At 42.3% G+C, this 18,692-nt stretch carries 16 protein-coding genes; 11 read left to right on the top strand and 5 right to left on the bottom strand.

Going from position 1 to position 18,692, the window contains the following annotated elements; all coding sequences use genetic code 11:
- Position 1: 1 nt before the first annotated feature.
- Entirely contained in the window at positions 2–2,392 is a 2,391-nt protein-coding gene (locus tag FLP08_RS10270; RefSeq protein ID WP_156276587.1) for a zinc-dependent metalloprotease, read from the bottom strand.
- A 97-nt stretch (positions 2,393–2,489) separates the two neighbouring features.
- Between FLP08_RS10270 and prfB the strand changes: the two genes are divergently transcribed.
- The 4 genes from prfB to FLP08_RS10290 all read left to right on the top strand — a co-directional run bounded on the left by prfB (position 2,490) and on the right by FLP08_RS10290 (position 7,022).
- Positions 2,490–3,588 (top strand): peptide chain release factor 2 gene (gene prfB, locus FLP08_RS10275; protein WP_156276589.1). Its coding sequence is split into 2 segments (ribosomal slippage): positions 2,490–2,552 and positions 2,554–3,588, totalling 1,098 coding nucleotides; the frame shifts between segments, so codons are not numbered across the junction.
- 60 nt (positions 3,589–3,648) lie between these two features.
- Positions 3,649–3,990 carry an arsenate reductase (glutaredoxin) gene (gene arsC, locus FLP08_RS10280; RefSeq protein WP_156276591.1) on the top strand — a complete coding sequence of 114 codons (342 nt, stop codon included), beginning with the start codon at positions 3,649–3,651 and terminating at the stop codon, positions 3,988–3,990.
- 12 nt (positions 3,991–4,002) lie between these two features.
- Complete coding sequence (locus FLP08_RS10285; protein WP_156276593.1) at positions 4,003–4,371, top strand: hypothetical protein; 369 nt, start codon at positions 4,003–4,005, stop codon at positions 4,369–4,371.
- A 113-nt stretch (positions 4,372–4,484) separates the two neighbouring features.
- Positions 4,485–7,022 (top strand): TonB-dependent receptor, encoded by a 2,538-nt coding sequence (locus tag FLP08_RS10290; RefSeq protein ID WP_156276594.1) that lies wholly within the window; start codon positions 4,485–4,487, stop codon positions 7,020–7,022.
- 51 nt (positions 7,023–7,073) lie between these two features.
- Here the strand turns inward: FLP08_RS10290 and FLP08_RS16410 are convergent, their stop codons facing one another.
- Positions 7,074–7,250: a hypothetical protein gene (locus FLP08_RS16410; RefSeq protein ID WP_026934940.1), complete on the bottom strand. Its 177-nt coding sequence runs from the start codon at positions 7,248–7,250 to the stop codon at positions 7,074–7,076.
- Between the two features lie 125 nt (positions 7,251–7,375).
- Positions 7,376–7,711: a hypothetical protein gene (locus tag FLP08_RS10295; RefSeq protein ID WP_156276595.1), complete on the bottom strand. Its 336-nt coding sequence runs from the start codon at positions 7,709–7,711 to the stop codon at positions 7,376–7,378.
- A gap of 467 nt (positions 7,712–8,178) precedes the next feature.
- Here FLP08_RS10295 and fumC point away from each other — a divergent pair, with 467 nt between their 5' ends.
- Positions 8,179–9,576 carry a class II fumarate hydratase gene (gene fumC / locus FLP08_RS10300; RefSeq protein ID WP_156276596.1) on the top strand — a complete coding sequence of 466 codons (1,398 nt, stop codon included), beginning with the start codon at positions 8,179–8,181 and terminating at the stop codon, positions 9,574–9,576.
- 62 nt (positions 9,577–9,638) lie between these two features.
- Here the strand turns inward: fumC and FLP08_RS10305 are convergent, their stop codons facing one another.
- Positions 9,639–11,057, bottom strand: a complete 1,419-nt coding sequence (locus FLP08_RS10305) for a serine hydrolase domain-containing protein (RefSeq protein ID WP_156276598.1) — start codon at positions 11,055–11,057, stop codon at positions 9,639–9,641.
- Between the two features lie 64 nt (positions 11,058–11,121).
- On the bottom strand, positions 11,122–14,286 hold the full coding sequence (locus FLP08_RS10310) for a cytochrome c biogenesis protein CcsA (protein WP_156276600.1): 3,165 nt from the start codon (positions 14,284–14,286) through the stop codon (positions 11,122–11,124).
- Between the two features lie 127 nt (positions 14,287–14,413).
- Between FLP08_RS10310 and FLP08_RS10315 the strand changes: the two genes are divergently transcribed.
- From FLP08_RS10315 to FLP08_RS10340, 6 genes are read left to right on the top strand one after another with little or no spacing between them, the layout of a single operon-like run.
- Entirely contained in the window at positions 14,414–15,175 is a 762-nt protein-coding gene (locus FLP08_RS10315) for a Rossmann-like and DUF2520 domain-containing protein (protein ID WP_156276602.1), read from the top strand.
- The gene (locus tag FLP08_RS10320) at positions 15,159–15,674 is read left to right on the top strand and encodes a KdsC family phosphatase (protein WP_156276604.1); all 516 of its coding nucleotides are present in this window, start codon (positions 15,159–15,161) and stop codon (positions 15,672–15,674) included. The genes FLP08_RS10315 and FLP08_RS10320 overlap by 17 nt, the downstream gene beginning before the upstream one ends.
- Positions 15,675–15,678: 4 nt before the next feature.
- Positions 15,679–16,593 carry a geranylgeranylglycerol-phosphate geranylgeranyltransferase gene (locus FLP08_RS10325; protein WP_156276606.1) on the top strand — a complete coding sequence of 305 codons (915 nt, stop codon included), beginning with the start codon at positions 15,679–15,681 and terminating at the stop codon, positions 16,591–16,593.
- Positions 16,594–16,597: 4 nt separating this feature from the next.
- Positions 16,598–17,188, top strand: coding sequence for a Maf-like protein (locus FLP08_RS10330; RefSeq protein ID WP_156276608.1), 591 nt, complete (start codon positions 16,598–16,600; stop codon positions 17,186–17,188).
- A gap of 23 nt (positions 17,189–17,211) precedes the next feature.
- Positions 17,212–18,099 carry a septum formation inhibitor Maf gene (locus tag FLP08_RS10335; RefSeq protein WP_156276681.1) on the top strand — a complete coding sequence of 296 codons (888 nt, stop codon included), beginning with the start codon at positions 17,212–17,214 and terminating at the stop codon, positions 18,097–18,099.
- Entirely contained in the window at positions 18,099–18,638 is a 540-nt protein-coding gene (locus FLP08_RS10340; RefSeq protein WP_156276610.1) for a mechanosensitive ion channel domain-containing protein, read from the top strand. The genes FLP08_RS10335 and FLP08_RS10340 overlap by 1 nt, the downstream gene beginning before the upstream one ends.
- The last annotated feature ends 54 nt before the right edge of the window (positions 18,639–18,692 follow it).

The following is an 18,692-nucleotide window of genomic DNA, read 5'->3' on the forward strand; positions in this document are numbered from 1 at the left end:
ACTAGTAACTCCCTATTGGTGAACCATCAGGGATCTTTGGAACATTCAATTCCAGTTCAAACTCTTCCGGCTTTTCCCTGAACATCTGTATGTTGCGATACATTTCACTGGAAACAGCATCATTCCTGCTTCTTAACCAGTCTGCAAGACTGTCAATTTTTGCGTTCGTAATCGCCTTCACCATCGGTGTGGCCTCCTTATGCACGGCCAGGTTCAGAAGATGCTTAAAGACCACGAAATTGACGGTTTGTTGAACCGCTGCCTCGTAATCGTTCCCTTTTACATTTTTAATAGTACCAGAGATCAATTCATCCAGCACGAAATCAAGCCCGGGAAGATCCTTGTTCAAAGCATGTTGCTGAACCAGTCTTTCGGCCCTGGCCGGGTGCAATAGTAAACCAAGGCTCATATCGCTGGCGGTTGCAGGTGCTCCAAGAGCGTCGAAAGCCACATCGGTATTGCTCTTAAAGGATTCTCTATCCCTGCCATACCCGAAAGCACGAGGCGGGAACAATTCCAGCTTTTCTTCCGGGATAGCCAGCTCATCTGCAGATAAAGTTTTCAGTACCGCCTGCAAGGCTTTTTCCTGTAAATCAGGATCCAGATGCTCCACGACGGCTTCAGGTCCACCTTTTACCGCGTAGTTATAATTGAGTCCGCCAACCAGCTTTGCGGTAGCTTCGGTCTGGTATCGGTGAAAAAAATAGAGCGGCACAAAGACATCTTCAAGCATTGTATACGGTTCATTCTTCCGGATATTATCTTCGGAAAAGTTCTGGATAGCTTTTTTTCTGATTTCCAGAACCCGCTCCAGCTCATCTGCGGCATCTTTGCCGTTGTCCCATAAATGGGCGAAAGCATGAGCTCCCCCGGGCGCCCGGGCATCGGAATCACTGATGAACTTTAAGCCCTGAAGGTTGGCTTCTTCAAGTACAGAATTAAGATATTCCCTTTCCTCCATTCCGTTAGGAACATCGCTGTAACTATATTTAACCGTGACCTTGTCCCATTCCCCTATTCCGGTGTCATAGGCATTGACCAGATCTATATTCCCATTTTTCAATTCGAACTGCGCATGCGGGTAATCCATTACCGAAGCCCTGTCGCTGGTGCTTGCCGCGAAATTATGAGTGAACCCAATGGTATGACCAACCTCGTGAGCCGATAACTGTCGTATCCTGGCCAGGGCCATTTCCATCATGGGTTCATGGTTGGAATCACTTTCAGCAAAAGGCCTGTTCAGCATTGCCTGGGCGATCATAAAGTCCTGACGTATCCTCAAACTTCCCAGGCTTACATGGCCTTTTATAATTTCACCAGTACGTGGGTCAACCACGCTGGCGCCGTAACTCCAGCCACGTGTAGAACGGTGCACCCATTGTATCACATTATACCTTACATCTAATGGATCTGAATCTTCCGGCAGCATTTTCACCTGAAAAGCGTCTTTATAACCTATTGCTTTAAAAGCCTGGTTCCACCAGGAAGCTCCTTCCAATAAAGCCGATCTCACCGGCTCCGGAGTTCCGGGATCCAGGTAATAGATGATAGGCTCAACGGCTTCACTAACTTCAGCTTCAGGATTCTTTTTCTCCAGCCTGTGTCTAACCGCGTAACGTTTGGTGATTGGTTCGTAAACCGGGGATGCATAATCCATATAAGAAATATAGATCGCCCCGCTCCTGGGATCGAACAACCTTTTTTCATACTTATCGTCAGGCAGTTTTACGAACGAATGATGCTGAACCACACTAATATTTTTCGCATCGGGAACCACTGAATTTATAGTTCTTCCTTTAGGCTCACCTTCAAAAGTAAGCAAGGCTTCAAATTCCACATTCTCAGGAAATGCTTTGGTGCGCTGCAAAGCCAGGGCGCTTTTAGATTTATCCAATTTATAGGCGCCATATTCCCCTTTCTTCAGGGTTTCGGCAACTCCATGAGTGTCCTGCATCAGGAATGGGGTAAAATCAATAATGTATTTTCCGTCCTTTTCTTCTTTGATCTCGAAACCAAAGATCACCGATCTAGCAAAGGCTTCAGAAACACTTTGCCTTTCCGCCTCATTGTTGGTGATCGCACGATAGGCCTGGTTCGGTTGAACCAGTAATAATTTATTACCTGCCTTTTGAAACTTCACCACTGCTTCCCCACCAAGCTGACCTCGGTCTAAACCAATATCATTAGATCCCACTCCGGTAGTTAAAAAGTGTGTATATAAAAACTCGGTCTCCAGTTCGTCTACCTGCAGGTAGATCTCATCTTCTTTTTCGTTGTAATGAAAATTGAAAAAACCTTCATAATTCTTTAGATTTTCTTTATTATCGAGGAATTGAGCCTCTATAGAAAATGAAATACTGAAGGCCAGAAGGATAAAGATAATTTTGCGCATTGGTCAGTTATTTAAAGCCGTTTAAAACTAAAAAATATTCGTTAAATACTTTTCGGAAAGTCCCTTTAATTCTATTTTTACGACAAATCAACCTTGAATGATAACTACAGAAAACATTAAGGATCTTAAGGAGCGCCTGGTTGCGTTAAGGAGGTATCTTTGACATTGATGCCAAAAAGATCGAAATAACCAATATGGAGGAGAAGACCTTTGCTCCAGACTTCTGGGACGACCCAAAAAAGGCGGAACAGATCATGAAAGAGGTCAATGCCGAAAAAAGCTGGGTAGGCGATTACGAAAAAGCCGAAACCCTGGTAGATGATCTCGAGGTCATTTACGAATTCTACAAAGAAGAGGAAGCCACTGCTGAAGATGTTCAAAACAGGCACGAGGCTGCCCTGGATCTCATCGAGGATCTTGAGTTCAAGAACATGCTTTCAGAAGAAGGTGATAATATGAGCGCCGTCCTTCAGATCACTGCGGGTGCCGGGGGAACAGAGAGTTGTGACTGGGCAGAGATGCTTATGCGAATGTACCTGATGTGGGCCGAAAAACGAAAGTTCAAGATTCGTGAGCTCAACTACCAGGCTGGAGATGTTGCCGGGATCAAGACCGTTACCTTGGAGATAGAAGGAGAATATGCCTTTGGCTGGCTGAAAGGTGAAAATGGAGTACACCGGCTGGTGAGGATCTCTCCCTTCGATTCGAATGCTAAAAGACATACTTCGTTCGCTTCAGTATATGTATACCCGCTAGTAGACGAAAGTATAGAAATCGATATCAATCCTTCAGATCTTAGCTGGGAGACCATGAGATCTTCTGGTGCCGGCGGACAGAACGTGAACAAGGTAGAAACTGCCGTGAGGTTACGCCACGCTCCTACCGGGATCGTCATTGAAAATTCTGAAACCAGGTCTCAGCTGGAAAACAAGAATAAAGCCATGCAGCTTTTAAAGAGTCAGCTTTTCGAGATCGAACTTCAGAAAAGACAGGAACAGCGGCGCGAGATCGAGGATTCAAAGATGAAGATAGAATGGGGATCGCAAATAAGAAATTATGTGATGCACCCATATAAACTGGTGAAAGACGTTAGAACCGGACAGGAAACCGGGAATGTTGATGATGTGATGAACGGGGAGATCGATGCTTTCCTTAAATCGTTCCTCATGATGATGGGACAAAAGGACGAAGCCTGAGAAGTTTTTCCTACAGTTTTTTAAATTTGAATTAATTGACTATTTTAAAAAGAAAAAATAATGCTTAAGATCTATCATAACGCTAGATGCAAAAAGTCCAGAGAAGGCCTTGAGATCCTGAAAGAATCGGGAAAGGATTTCGAAATAAGGGAATACCTTAAGGAACCATTGGATGAAAGCGAATTGAAAAATCTGATCAAAAAACTGGAGATCGCACCCATACAGTTAGTGCGAAAGAATGAAAAGATCTGGAAAGAGGATTACAAGGAAAAAGACCTTAGTGACAGTGAATTGGTCACGGTAATGGTTAAAAACCCCAAGCTTATTGAAAGGCCGGTGGTAGAAACCGACAAAAAGGCTGTTATTGGAAGGCCTCCTTCAGATATCAAAAAATTGCTTTAAAAATAAAGGATAATGAAACTTCAACATAGAATAGCATTAATTAGTGTGGCGGCTGCGGCAGTAGCCGGTTTCGTTTATTCACAGATCTACATTCACGAAAGGAATCGAAGGGAGATCAAGGAAGTTGCAGGGGAACTTGCCCTTACCTGGAAAGACCAGTTACAGCTTAACCAGGAACAAACCCAGCTTCTGGAAGATTCCATTATAGAGTACACCATCAAAAAGAATGAGATCATCAATTCAAGCCTGGGCATTAACCAACAGGTGAATAAGCTAAAGGCTATTCAGAAGAATGAGCACAGGTCGCTACAAAAATTTTTAACCGAAGATCAGTTCGAAAATTATATTTTTCTGAATAAACAGCTCACCCGAAAGTCCTGATTTCGAGATTTATACATATTTGTTTAATCATTTATAATTTTTGTTTAACAAAACTTTAACCGGGATAGATTAAACCATCCCGGTTCTATTTGGTCATAGAACAAAAATTGAACATGACCACCAAAAAGATCTTTACACTCAGTATTATTTTTACTTTTCTCAGTGTAATGCTAATGCCCGGCTTCGCCCAGGGCCCCTCTTCTTTCAAAAAAAACACCATAAAAGGTAAAGTTATAGACGACGAGCTCAATGTTCCCCTGGAATATGCTACTGTTTCTGTACAGAATACCGAAGATCCTCAGGATATCACCGGGGGTATCACCAATGCTAAAGGAGAATTTTCCGTAGACGTTAAGAACGGAACCTACAATATCATTATAGAGTTCATCTCTTATGAAACCAAGGAATTCAAAAATCGGAAGATCACTAACGATCTTAATCTGGGTGTTATAAAGCTGGGATTGGGTTCAGAAAATCTCGACGAGGTCGTCGTTAGAGCTGAAACCACCCAGGTAGACATTCGTCTCGACAAAAAGATCTACAATATTGGGAAAGACCTTACGACTGCCGGAGGGACGGTAAGTGACGCGCTGAACAACGTTCCTTCAATTTCGGTAGATATCGAAGGCGGGATAAGCCTTAGAGGAAATGAGAACGTAAGGATCCTGATCAACGGGAAACCTTCTGCCATGGCAGGCTTCGGAAATACTGATGTACTTAGTCAGTTACCTGCTGAAGCTATTGAAAGAGTTGAAGTGATCACTTCCCCTTCCGCCAGGTATGATGCTGAGGGAACCGCCGGGATCATCAATATCATCCTTCGTAAAAAAGAGACTCTTGGCTTTAATGGTTCAGTAAACCTTAATGGTGGAATTCCTGAGAATGCCAGTATTTCAGCTAACCTGAATTACCGAACAGATAAATTCAATCTCTTTACCACTACAGGTTACAGATATAATGAATCTCCCGGATATGCTTATTTCGATACTCGATATTTTGAGCCCAGGGAAGATGCTTTTCTTGGTGATATAGAATACGACCGTAATATTGAAGACCGTGATTATGACAGGATCAATCGCGGGTTCAACACTAACGTTGGGATGGAATACTATATTTCAGATCTTTCCTCTATTACCGGTTCGATCTTTTATAGGCTTGGAGATGATCGTGATGTGACCATGAACAAGAACGATTATATCCTGAATGGAGAAAATCTTTTAGGAACCAACCGTAAGGAAACGGAGAATGAAAAGGATGAAAGTATACAGTTCGCACTGAACTATATCAAGAAGTTTGATAATAAGGGGCACGAACTTACCGCCGATTTTCAGTTTGAAAACGATAGTGAAACCCAAGACGCATTTATAAACGAGCCTATTCTTTATAACAACACCGATGTTGATGCGATCAGGGTACCTTCTGAATCTACGATCACTATCGAAGATCAAAAAGAATACCTTTTACAGGCAGATTATGTAAGACCTATAGGTGAAGAATCACAGTTTGAGGCTGGTTACCGTGGAAATATTGAAAATGAAGTCACAGATTATGAGCTGTACCAGGAAGATGCCAATGGTAATTTTATTCTGAATGAGAATCAAACTAATGTATTTGATTATACTGAAAATGTACAGGCAATTTATTCTCAATACGGTACTAAGTTCGGTGATTTTAGCTTTCTTCTAGGTTTGCGCCTCGAAAACACCAATCTTAAAGGAACCATCGATTCTGAACTTACCGAAGAGGAACTTCAGGAAGAATTTTCATTCGATATAGATACAGATTTTGATAATAATTACCTGGGCTTATTCCCTACGGTAAATATCATTTACGAACTTGGTGAAGAAGAAAATATCACGCTTGGATATAACAGAAGGATCAACAGGCCACGAGGTTGGTATATCAACCCGTTCCCTTCCAGGAGTAGTCGTAATAACATCTTCCAGGGTAATCCCAACCTTAACCCGGCATTCTCTAATGCCTTTGACCTGGGTTACCTTAAGAGATGGGAAAAGTTCACCCTTACTTCTTCGGTATATTTCCAAAGAGAGACCGACGCTTTCCAGAGAGTTCAGGAAGAAGTATTTATTACAGGACCTGCAGGACAGGATATAGAGGTGATTAGAAGTATCCCTTTTAACCTGGCTACCAATGACAGGATGGGTGGAGAATTAGGTTTTCTTTACAACCCAACAGATTGGCTGAGACTGAATGGTAGTGTGAATGCGTTCCGGTTTAAACTTGATGGAGAATTCAACGGTGTAGATTACAGTCAGGATAACTTCAGCTGGTTTGGTAGATTCAGTTCTAAAGTGACTTTACCTCTTAAAATAGACTGGCAAACCAACCTGTTCTATCGAGGACCTTCAGATGAGATCCAGGGAACACAGGAAGGTATCCTGAATATAGATCTAGCTTTCAGCAAAGAGATCCTGAACGATAATGCCACTCTATCTCTTAACGTGAGAGATATCTTTAACGGAAGAAAGAGGAACAGTTTTACCTCTACCGAGTTCTTTGAACAGGATAGCGAATTCCAGTGGAGACAGGGACAATCTGTAAATATTTCGTTTATCTACAGGTTCAACCAGAAAAAACAACGCCAGCAAAGAGGAGGCGGAAACGAAGATTATGATGAAGGAGAATTCTAGGAGAGAATGAAAACAGGAAATAAAAAAAGGGACTTTAAATAGTCCCTTTTTTTATGCTTTTTCTGCTTTAGCTTTTTTGCGTGCTTCGCGTTTTTCCTTGATCAATTCTCCTACAGAACCTCCGATCCAGTAAGGAAGGAAAGCCATTAAAAAGATCATAAGCCAGAAACCCATCGTTAATATCGCTAAAAAGGCTAAGAAGCCCAGGTATTGATCGAATTCGAACATAACAGTCAAAGTTTGATTTGAATCAGGCCAAAGATATGAAGTCTGGGCCGCTTATCACAAAAATTCCTTCTTTTTTTCGCTTTATATTGTCATTCAAATAATTAGACTTTCGATCTCCCAGCCATCTACTCAAGGTCTACAAGGCGGAACTCACCTTCCATGGCTCCCATTAAACCATCCAGATCGTTCATCATTTCGCTGCAAAAGATCTTACCCTCTATATAGTTGTCACGAACTGAAGATATTTCGATATAATTCGCATTTAAATTGAGGGTTTTCTGCAATCCTACCAACCAGGATTCAGACCGCAGCGGACTCTCGAACTTCATCCAGCTATTGGTATAATAACTGCTTCCCAGCTGATACTTACCAATGCCCTGGAAATTTTCTACCATGAACTCTAAAATATCGCCTTCTGCAGAAAGGGCCTTGACATATAGGTTAACGCGGCCAGATGGCATTAATATTCTTTTAAAACCTAAGGGTTGTTTAGTTTCGTCTGATGTAAAGTTTACACCATTTACGTTGGCAATCAAGAATTGCTCTGTGTTAATTTGAGCATCATCATCGGAACTACAACTCAGAAAAAAAATTGAAATCACCAATGAAAAAACATAGGGTAAATTGCGCTTTTTCATGTTTAAATTTATTTAGTTAAAGAATAGTTTAAATTACGACTTTAAGCCATCTCCTGAAAAGGGATTTTACCCCTATTTTACGCGCAATACGCTGTTTTTCAATATTTTACGAATGTAGAAATATAAGGTATGGATAATTATAATAGCCTTAATCTTAGCTTATTAAATAGCATAAGAATTACACTTATGGTATTTTTTAAGTGAAATTTCTAAGTGTTTAATTTTAAAGTTTTTTTAGTCCAAAGAAATCTTTGAAACCTTAACTTTGCGGGACAACCAATTTTTGTATTATGGATTACAGAATAGAGAAAGATACCATGGGGGAAGTTAAAGTTCCTTCAGATAAATTATGGGGTGCGCAGACTGAAAGATCACGCAATAATTTTAAGATTGGTGCTGCCGCATCCATGCCTCTTGAAATCATTTATGGCTTCGCCTACCTTAAAAAGGCGGCTGCCTATACAAACTGTGAACTGGGAGTGCTTCCGGTAGACAAAAGAGACCTTATCGCACAGGTTTGTGATGAGATCCTGGAAGGCAAACACGATGACCAGTTTCCGCTGGTTATATGGCAAACCGGTAGCGGTACTCAAAGCAATATGAATGTGAACGAGGTGATCGCCAACCGTGCCCACCAGATCGCAGGTAACAATATTGGTGAAGGCGAGAAAACACTTCAACCTAATGACGATGTAAACAAGTCCCAGTCTTCTAACGATACCTTCCCAACAGGAATGCATATCGCGGCTTATCAAAAAGTGACCAAGGTTACCTTACCGGGCCTTAGAAAACTTAGGGATACTTTAAAGAAAAAGTCTGAGGAGTTCAAGAATACTGTAAAAATTGGTCGTACCCATTTTATGGATGCCACTCCCCTAACCCTTGGTCAGGAATTTAGTGGTTATGTTGCCCAGTTAGATTACGGGATCAGGGCTTTAGAAAATACCCTCCCCCACCTTGCTGAACTTGCCCTTGGCGGAACCGCGGTAGGAACCGGGCTTAATACTCCAAAAGGATATTCTAAAAGGGTTGCTGAATTCATCGCAAAATTCACCGATATGCCTTTTGTTTCTGCAGGCAATAAATTTGAAGCTCTTGCAGCCCATGACGCTTTCGTAGAAACCCACGGTGCCCTTAAACAGCTGGCAGTTTCGCTAAACAAGATAGGCAATGACATTAGAATGCTGGCCTCTGGACCACGTAGTGGAATCGGTGAGATCAATATTCCTGCTAACGAGCCAGGATCCTCTATCATGCCTGGTAAAGTGAACCCAACCCAGTGCGAGGCCCTAACCATGGTTTGCGCACAGGTGATAGGAAACGATACTACGATGAGCGTTGGAGGAATGCAGGGACAGTTCGAGCTGAACGTTTTTAAACCTGTTATGGCGAACGCCTTATTGCAAAGTGCACAATTACTTGGAGATGCCTGCGTTTCTTTCGAAGAGCATTGTGCAAGAGGAATTGAAGCCAATACACCAAGAATCAAAGAACATCTTAATAACTCGTTGATGCTGGTAACCGCCCTTAACACCAAAATTGGTTATTACAAGGCGGCAGAGATCGCAAATACCGCTCACAAGAACGGTACTACTTTAAAAGAAGAAGCTGCTAATCTTGGTTACGTGACCAATGAGCAGTTTGATGAATGGGTAGACCCAAAAGATATGGTAGGAAACCAAAAATAATTCCTTCCGTCATTCAAATAAAAACCTGCAGAAATGCAGGTTTTTTTTATTTTTAGTAGTTCCTAATTAAGCTGTTTTTCTACCTTCTCTATTTTCCTTTGAAGCTGGGCGTTATCCGGAGCTAAGCCTAAAGCCTTTTGGTAGGCTTCGGCTGCACTTTCGTAATCCTGAAGCCGCTCTTTATTTTGTCCTTTTATATCCCAAACTTCCCAGTCTTCCGGTAATTCCAAGACCATAATATCGCTCAGCTGGTCACTAACTTCCCAGTTCCCCTTTCCATAATTAAGCCTCTCCAACCAGTAAATATCTACTATTTTCACCAGTTTCCCCTCATTCTTCATGTTCTTATAGCGGGATAAAAGGTCTTCAGTTTTACCCATTTCAATAAATTCTGCCAAATCGTATGCGATACTTCGCTGTGGTCTGTTCAGGTTAAATTCTGGATAAATAAGCTTCAAACCTATATCATCGTTAAGACTTACCGAATTGGATAGAATAACCACCCCGGTACCAGTGGATTTATTATAACCTGTAAAAGAAGTAAAACCTCCCGTCCCCCCGTTATGGATAAGAATTTCAGTGCCAGGTTCCGGTTTCATGATGAACCATCCCTCCTTAAAGTATAGCTCGCCATGCCCCATGTTCCTGATCCCAGTTGGAATGGCTTCAGAAATCAATTCAGATGAAAAGATCTCGTTATTCCTTTTCTGAAATTTCAGATATTCGATAAGATCGCTGGTATTGCTAATAAGTGCCCCGGCGTATTTACTGGGGCCATTCAAATGCCAGTAAAAATTCTTTATCCCTATATTCGTAGGAGTGGCCAATTCAGCATCCTTTAAACTGGAATGATCAAAAACCGTTTTTTTAAGTCCTGCCTCATCGAGAAAATCTCCCATCAGACTTTCGAAATCTTTCCCCGTCTTCTTTTCTATGGTCCTGCCCAGGATCCCGTAACCAAAGTTTGAATAGCTCCAAGACTTCAGGCTGTCTGCCACAAACTTAAGATCTTCAAGTTCGGTGTTCAGTTTTTCATTAGAATAATCCTGGTAAGGATCTGCCCAGTTCGCAGGAGAAAAATTATCAGACAGGCGGGGTACTCCAGAAGTATGGTTTCTTAACTGAAATATCTTGGTATTCTGAAGTGCTTTATTCTTTATTTCAGGAAAGAAAAAAGCCAATGAAGTATTAAGATCTTCCTGCAAATATTCTTTGGCCAAATAGGCAGTAAAGGTCTTGGTAATAGACCCTATCTCATAAAAAGTAAGACTATCAGCCTTTTTTCCGGAATCATCAAGTTTTCCATAATTATAAAATCTCGTTTCACCGCCAGGCAATAAAAGACCAATGGACATGCTCGGGTTTATCTCGAGTTGAGTTCTTCTTTGAATTTCGGTTTCAACCTCCGCAGGAATCTCCTGCCCGAATGTATTCAAGGAGAAAAAGGCAAGAATAACAATGAAAAAATTCCTATAAATCATATCATAGAATATCAACTAAAATTTAATTCCTGCCTTTTTCAATTTTCACCTGATGGGACCAGGCTTAACTTTTGGCGAAATATTTTTTGAATTTCCAGTAAGATAATGCTCCTAATATTGCTACCACCGCGATGGAATAATAAACGAAACTAGGCGTGATCACCTTGTCCCCACTCGCGTAAGAATGCAATCCACTTAGATAGAAGTTCACTCCGAAATAGGTCATCATGATACTGGCGAAGGCCACGATCGCCATCAGGTTAAAGAACCAGCGACTTCTAAGCCCCGGCACCAGCCTCATGTGGATCACGAAAGCATAAACGAAAATACTTATCAGTGCCCAGGTTTCCTTAGGGTCCCATCCCCAGTAGCGGCCCCAGCTTTCGTTGGCCCACTGTCCTCCAAGGAAGTTTCCAATGGTAAGCATTACCAGTCCTACCGTAAGTGCCATTTCGGTGATCACGGTAATTTCGTGAATATTCACCTCCATCTTCTTTTTATTCTTCTCGTTGGTAAGGATCATCAGGATAAGCGCAACTACACCCAGTATCATTCCCAGGGTAAACGGACCGTAACTACCTACGATCACCGAAACATGTATCATTAGCCAGTATGAATTCAAAACAGGCTGTAGGTTAGCAATAGCAGGATCCATCCAGTTCCAGTGGGCGATCATTAAGATCATGGAAGCTACAAAGGCCGTAGAGGCGATAGTAAGATTAGATTTCCTTCCAAATGCCAGCCCAAAGAACATGGTAGCCCAGGCTACATAGATCATGGATTCATAGGCGTCACTCCAGGGAGCATGCCCCGAAATATACCACCTGGCTCCAAGACCCGCAGTATGTACTACAAAGAGAATGATTATGGAAATGGCTCCCAGTTTTATCAATCCCCTGATTAACTTGTTATCCTTAAAGATCTGCACGATTACGAACAGTAACATCAACAGACCAGCCAGCATATACATCCAGAAAAGGTTCCTGAAAATATCATATTTGTTATACATGATCTCTGCGTTAACCTTGTCTTCTGATGGCATTACCTCGCTTCCAAATTTTTCCTGGTAACTTTTAATGCTTCCAAGGTATTGGTCTGCCTTTTCATAATCGCCGGTTTCCCTGGCCGATCTCAAGGCGCTCATATATAAAGGAAGTATCTGTTTAGTGTAGACCGAATCCATACCGGTTAAGTTAGATTCATCAACCTCTGGATAGGATATCCATTTGTTATCCTCATCTTCAGGTACCGGGAATATTTTCAGCACTTTACCCTGAACGGCCTGGTAAAGCAGATTCACTTTTTTATCTGTCTCTATAAAATCCTTCTGAAACTGGTTGGGAACAGCAGCCTTATAGGCATCTTCCAGAACTGGAGAAAGTTTGTAGTTTCCTCTTTCATCAAAGAAATCGGTTAGGGCCAGGTATTTCTTACCCTCTCTTACCCCCAGCATATTGTGCAGGCTATCGTTCCTTTTCTTCACATAGATCAAAGGAGCCTGGTACCAGAATACCGGATTTTCGGTAATCGAAACCAGGACCTGGTCTGAACTCAGGCCGGCATATTCATCGCTCTTACTAAGCTTTCTTAATAGTTCTGAAGAATAGGTGTTGGCCGGTTTCATCCTTCCACCCGCATCCTGGATGATAAGTTTCCCGAACTTAGCCGCGTGTTCTTTGCTAACAGCGTTGGTCCTGATGATACTGTCTATCTGGGAAACATCTGAATCTATATGCTCATGACCACCTTCCTGAGCGCTGGCTCCGAAACCGGCACTCAAAATGATAAGCATGCTGGCGAGGGCCTTCTTCTTTTTCTTGATCTTTTTAAGGCTCTTTTCCAGATGTCCAAACCTGGAATTCTTATCGAATAATATCCACATTAGTCCAAAATATAGTAGGAAGTAACCAATATAGGTGGTCCAGGTACCCCAGAAATCATGGTTTACCGAAAGTATGGTTCCTTTTTCGTCGGGGTCGAAACTCGACTGGAAGAAACGGTAACCTTCGTGGTCCAGCACATGGTTCATATATATATCGTAAGGTTCGGGCTTTTCTCCTTCCTCGATGATCTCCACCTTACTTTTAAAAGAAGCATAACCAGGAGTTGGTCTGTCAGCAGTTCCGGGGTATTTTTCCGCAATAAAATCGTTCAGTTTTAAGGCAAAAGGCAGTTCCTTTTCAATAGAGCCGTAGTTAAGGAAGAACTCCAGCCCGGCAAGGTTAACCTGCACGGGATCTGCCACGATACCCTGTCCTCCCAGGAGGGTCACCGTTTCCGATTTGCCTTTTGAAGATACACGCACGGTTACGGCGTCCATATCTTCCTTTGTTTCAGGATTGGTGGGTACCACATCGTATTCCCCCTTGATCATGGGTTCGGGAATCACGAATTGCATGGCCCCAATATTATAGAGCGACCGGAGCATCAGGGTCTGCGTAGAATCTTTTACCAGCTCACCCTTTTTCTGGTCGGCCATACGCATGTAATTCCCTTCAAAAGGAGAATCAATAAGGTATTGTCCATCTTCGGTCACCTGTATATTGATGGCTCCATCCTGTGGGCTGTTCAGCGTAAAAAGAGTGTTGTGAATATTGCTAACCTCACCCTGTTTCAGGTAATGATCGTGACGATTCCCATCTCCGGCTTCCACGATCTTCAGGTAGTTCTCACCATCTTCAGTTGGTACAAGGGCTTCTTCAGCACCATGAATAAAGTTGGTCACCTCGAACTTCACCGGTTGCCCGTTGAAATCTGTGTTCAGCGTATAATCGTTCTCTACCTCAGGTCCAAAAAGTACATCTTCCTGAAGCACCCTTCTCCTTGCATTACCGTCTATTTCACCATCGATGAAAAAGGTTAGATAAGATTCCTGGGTCATAAAAGTATTGGTGGTCTCCCCTTCCCTAATTGGCATTATGCCCTCGTAACTAATGTATCGGGTGATAAAAGCACCTATCAGGATAAGGATAAAGGAGAGGTGCAAAAGCAAAGTGCTCCATTTCTCTTTTTTATAGAGCTGGTAACGCTTGATATTACCAATAAAATTGATCAAAAGGAACAGCATGATGCCCTCGAACCACCAGGTATTATAAATAAGTATCCTGGCTGTTTCTATACTATACCAACTTTCTATGAAGGTTCCCATGGCCATGGCAACGGCAAAAATTATAAATAAAACGGCCATGATGCGGGTAGAAAAAAGGATTGAGGCTATTTTTTTCTGCATGAAGAAGTGTCATTTTAACGGCTGCAAATTTAACGATTTATTATCAGTTTTCTGGGCTTATCCTGATTCAATCTAAACTGGACGAATGTTAATTTCACCTGCTTGAAAATTTTGGTATTTTAGCCGAATGATCAAAGTGGTAATTCTTGGCGCCGGAAACGTGGCTACGCACCTTTATCAGAGCTTTTCCAGGGCAGAGCAACTGGATGTGATACAGGTTTATAACCGTAATCCAGATCACCTGGATTTTGTGGAAGATCCTGAAAAAAGGATCTCAGATCTTAAGAAGTTGAAGCCTGCAGACCTGTATCTTATCTCGATCAAGGACGAAGCCATAGAGGAACTGGCCCCACAATTAGAGATTTCCGGAGGCATCGTGGCCCACACCTCGGGCAGTCAGCATATGGATACTTTATCGAAATTCGAGAATTTTGGAGTATTCTACCCACTGCAGACTTTTTCAAAGAACAAGGAAGTCAACTTCAGAGAGGTCCCGCTTTGCCTGGAAGCCAATACCCAGAAAAATCTAAAACTCCTGAAAAAGGTCGCTGCCAAGGTAAGTGACAAGATCTTCGAAGTAAATTCTGAACAGCGCAGAGCCCTGCATGTTTCGGCTGTTTTCGTGAATAATTTCAGTAATCACCTTTTCGCGCTGGCTTCAGATTATTGCCGGGATAATGATCTGCCCTTCGAGATACTAAGACCGTTGATCAGGGAAACCGTGGACAAGATCGAAAGCCTTGATCCCTATACTGCTCAGACCGGGCCGGCCTTGCGGAATGACAATAAGACCATCGAGGCACACCTGGAACTACTGGATCAGGACAGGAAAAAGATATATACTATATTAACCGAATCTATACAAAAATTGCATGGAAAAGAGCTATAAAGAACATTTGAACCAGATTAAAACCTTTGTTTTCGACGTAGACGGAGTACTTACCGACGGATCCATCCAGATTTCAACCCACGGGGAACTGCTTAGAACGATGAACACCAAGGATGGCTATGCCATGAAAATGGCTCAGAAATCAGGTTATACCGTATGTATCATTAGTGGCGGAAAGAACGAAGGAGTTAGACAACGCCTGCGCGACCTGGGTATTACCGACATCTATCTTGGAGTTGGAGATAAAGTGGAACAAATGGACGAGTTCTTCGATATCTATAATATTAAGGCCGAAGAAGTACTTTATATGGGTGATGATATTCCCGATATGTACCCCATGAAACTGGTTGGGCTGCCCTGCTGCCCACAGGACGCGGTGCCGGAAGTCAAAGAGGTTTCCCTGTATGTTTCCCATAAAAAAGGCGGAGAAGGATGTGTTAGGGATGTGATAGAACAGGTGATGAAGGTTCAGGGAAAATGGATCGAGAAAAAAGCCTAGTTTCATGCTGAAATATTTAAAATTGATCAGGGCCGGGAACCTCGTTTTTATCGCGCTTTGCATGTTCCTTATTAAATATGGCCTTTTTGAACCATTTGAAGTGGCCATTACCCTTAATCTATTCGGATTCTCCATGCTCGTCCTGGCTGTGGTTAGCGTAGCAGCCTCGGGATACGTGATCAACGATATCTTTGATGTGCCCGCCGACCTGAAAAATAAACCCGATCGTACCTTTATCAATAAGGACATTTCTGAAAAAGCAGCTTACCGACTGTTCTTTATTCTAAACATCATTGGCGTGGGGCTTGGTTTTTACCTGTCGAACATGATTGGTAAACCGGGGTTTTCAGCCTTTTTTATTTTTGGTTCGGCAATCTTGTACATTTATAATTCGCAGTTACAGCAAACCATCCTGGTGGGGAATATCCTGGTGAGCATAATCGTTGGACTAATCCCTGTAGGCGTAGGTCTTTATGACCTTTTACCCGCGATAACTCCCGAAAACCAGCAAACCCAGTCGGTCATCTTTTCCATTCTTATAGACTATTCTATTTTCGCCTTCCTGGTGAACCTCTTGCGCGAGATCGTAAAGGACCAGCAGGATATGGATGGTGATTATAATGCAGGCTATAAAACCCTGCCAATAGGTCTGGGAAAGAAAAGGACCAACAAGATCCTTTTTCTGGCTGGCCTTTTACCACTAGGTTTTCTTTTGTTCTATATCTACCAGTATTTGTTCGAGCATATTTACGCCGTGGTTTACGCCCTGTTCCTGTTGGTGGCTCCTTTGCTCTTTTTCCAGGTGAACATCTGGAGTGCTGAAAAAAAATCTGAATACGCTCGCCTTAGCCTGGTCCTGAAATTCGTACTTTTCTTTGGCCTTGTTTCTATTGGCCTCCTGCAATTCATTTTACTCTAAAATTATGCTGAAAGACTTACTGAAAGATTACGAGATCATCCTTGCTTCCGGGTCACCACGAAGGCATAAATTCTTTGACGAACTGGAGATCCCGGTTAAAATAGATGTGAGGCCTGTAGATGAAGTTTTCCCAGACCACCTTAAAGAAGCCGAGATCACAGACTACCTGGCCAGACTGAAGGCTGAAGCTTTTAAAGAAGATCTCAAAGCTAACCAGGTCCTTATTACCAGCGACACCATAGTATATAATGATGGTATTGCCATGGGTAAACCACAGGATCATGAAGAGGCTGTGAACATGATTAGATCACTTTCAGGAAAAGACCACGAGGTGATCACTTCCGTATGTTTCAGTATGGCGAATTCTCAAAAGGTTTTAAACCATACTACCAGGGTTTTCTTTTCAGACCTCAGCGATGAGGAGATAAAATACTATGTAAAAAATTATAAACCCTTTGATAAGGCCGGGGGTTATGCCATCCAGGAATGGATAGGTTTAATAGGCATCGAAAAGATCGAAGGAAGTTATTTCAATGTGGTGGGCCTTCCCACCCACCTCGTCTATAAAACCATTAAAGAGCTCGTAAATAGTTGAAATTTGTACCTTTAGAAGAAAACATGTACCGGCATTTAGTTTTCGTATTGCTCATTATCTTTTGTTTTTCCTGCAATAGCCAGAAAGGTAAGGTTCAGGAACTTCAACTTTCTGAAAAATTCAAGGATTACTGGTATTCCGGTGAAGCCGAGATCACTTCTTATGAACTGGAGCAGGCCAGGTACGGGGAAATGAGAAAGGGTGAAGCGGTACTCATTTTTGTGACCGAAGATTTCCTTCCGAAGGAGCAGGTAAAGGCAAATTCCCAGAACAAAAAAAATATTTCGGTTCTTAAACTTAATTCCACTAAGAATTTTGTGACCGGTATTTATCCTTACAGCATCATGCAAAGCTCTTTCTACCCTTTGAATGGGCAGGAACACGCGCTCAAGATTTCGGCTTCCATCCAGGAGTGGTGTGGTCAGGTCTACACTCAACTGAATAACAGAGAAAATTACGAAATAAGCAGCCATTCCTACTTCCAGGGAGAAGCAGACCAGCAACTGAGCCTTGAAAAGGCCGAACTCGAGAACGAAGTTTGGAACCGCCTGCGCATAGATCCAGATAAGCTTCCGGTCGGGGAATTCAAAATGATCCCTTCACTAGAATACCTGCGACTTAGTCATCAACCCATAAAAGAATATACAGTAAGCGGTGAATTTTATACTGTAGACGAACTCAATGTTTATATGCTGGAATACCCGGAATTGAAAAGGAAATTAAAGATCTTTTACCAGCCTTATTTTCCCTTTGGTATCGAAAAATGGGAAGAGACCTATCCTTCCGGTTTTGAGGATGATCAAAAATTGCTCACCACGAGTGCCGTAAAAAAACAACGCATAAAATCTGACTACTGGAACAAGAATTCGAATAAAAATCTACCTTTGCGGGAAAAACTGGAGTTAAATTAATGTACGAGATCCTTATCACATATCGCGAGCAATTGCTGTATTCCCTGGCGGTACTCATCATTTTGATGGTGATACAGTTTGCTATGAAAAAAGCGGCGAACAAGGTTGGTAAACGCAGTGAGATCAATATCACCAGGACGCGTTTAATGTTCAAATACATTAATATCCTTATTCTCCTGATCGCGGCCTTCCTACTTGCATTTGCCTGGGGCGTTGGGCTGACCGATCTTTCCCTCATTTTTTCTTCAGTATTTGCCGTGATTGGAGTGGCACTTTTTGCCATCTGGTCTATTCTGAGCAATATCACCTCAGGTATCATCATGTTCTTCTCCTTTCCCTACAAGATCGGGGACACCATCAAGATACATGATAAGGACCTGCCCATAGAAGCCGAGATCGAAGATATCAAGGCCTTCCACCTTCATTTAAGAACTGCGGAAGGTGAGCTTATCACCTATCCTAATAACCTTATTCTTCAAAAAGCAGTGTCCCTTATCGCCACCGAAAGAAGGCATGACGACGGTAAGGAAAGCCTATAAATCCAAAAGAACCCAAAAATACGCTTACTGAAGAATCGAAAGTTTTTATATTTG

The sequence above is a fragment of the Christiangramia aestuarii genome, from assembly GCF_009735585.1.
GTDB classification, from domain to species: Bacteria; Bacteroidota; Bacteroidia; order Flavobacteriales; family Flavobacteriaceae; genus Christiangramia; species Christiangramia aestuarii.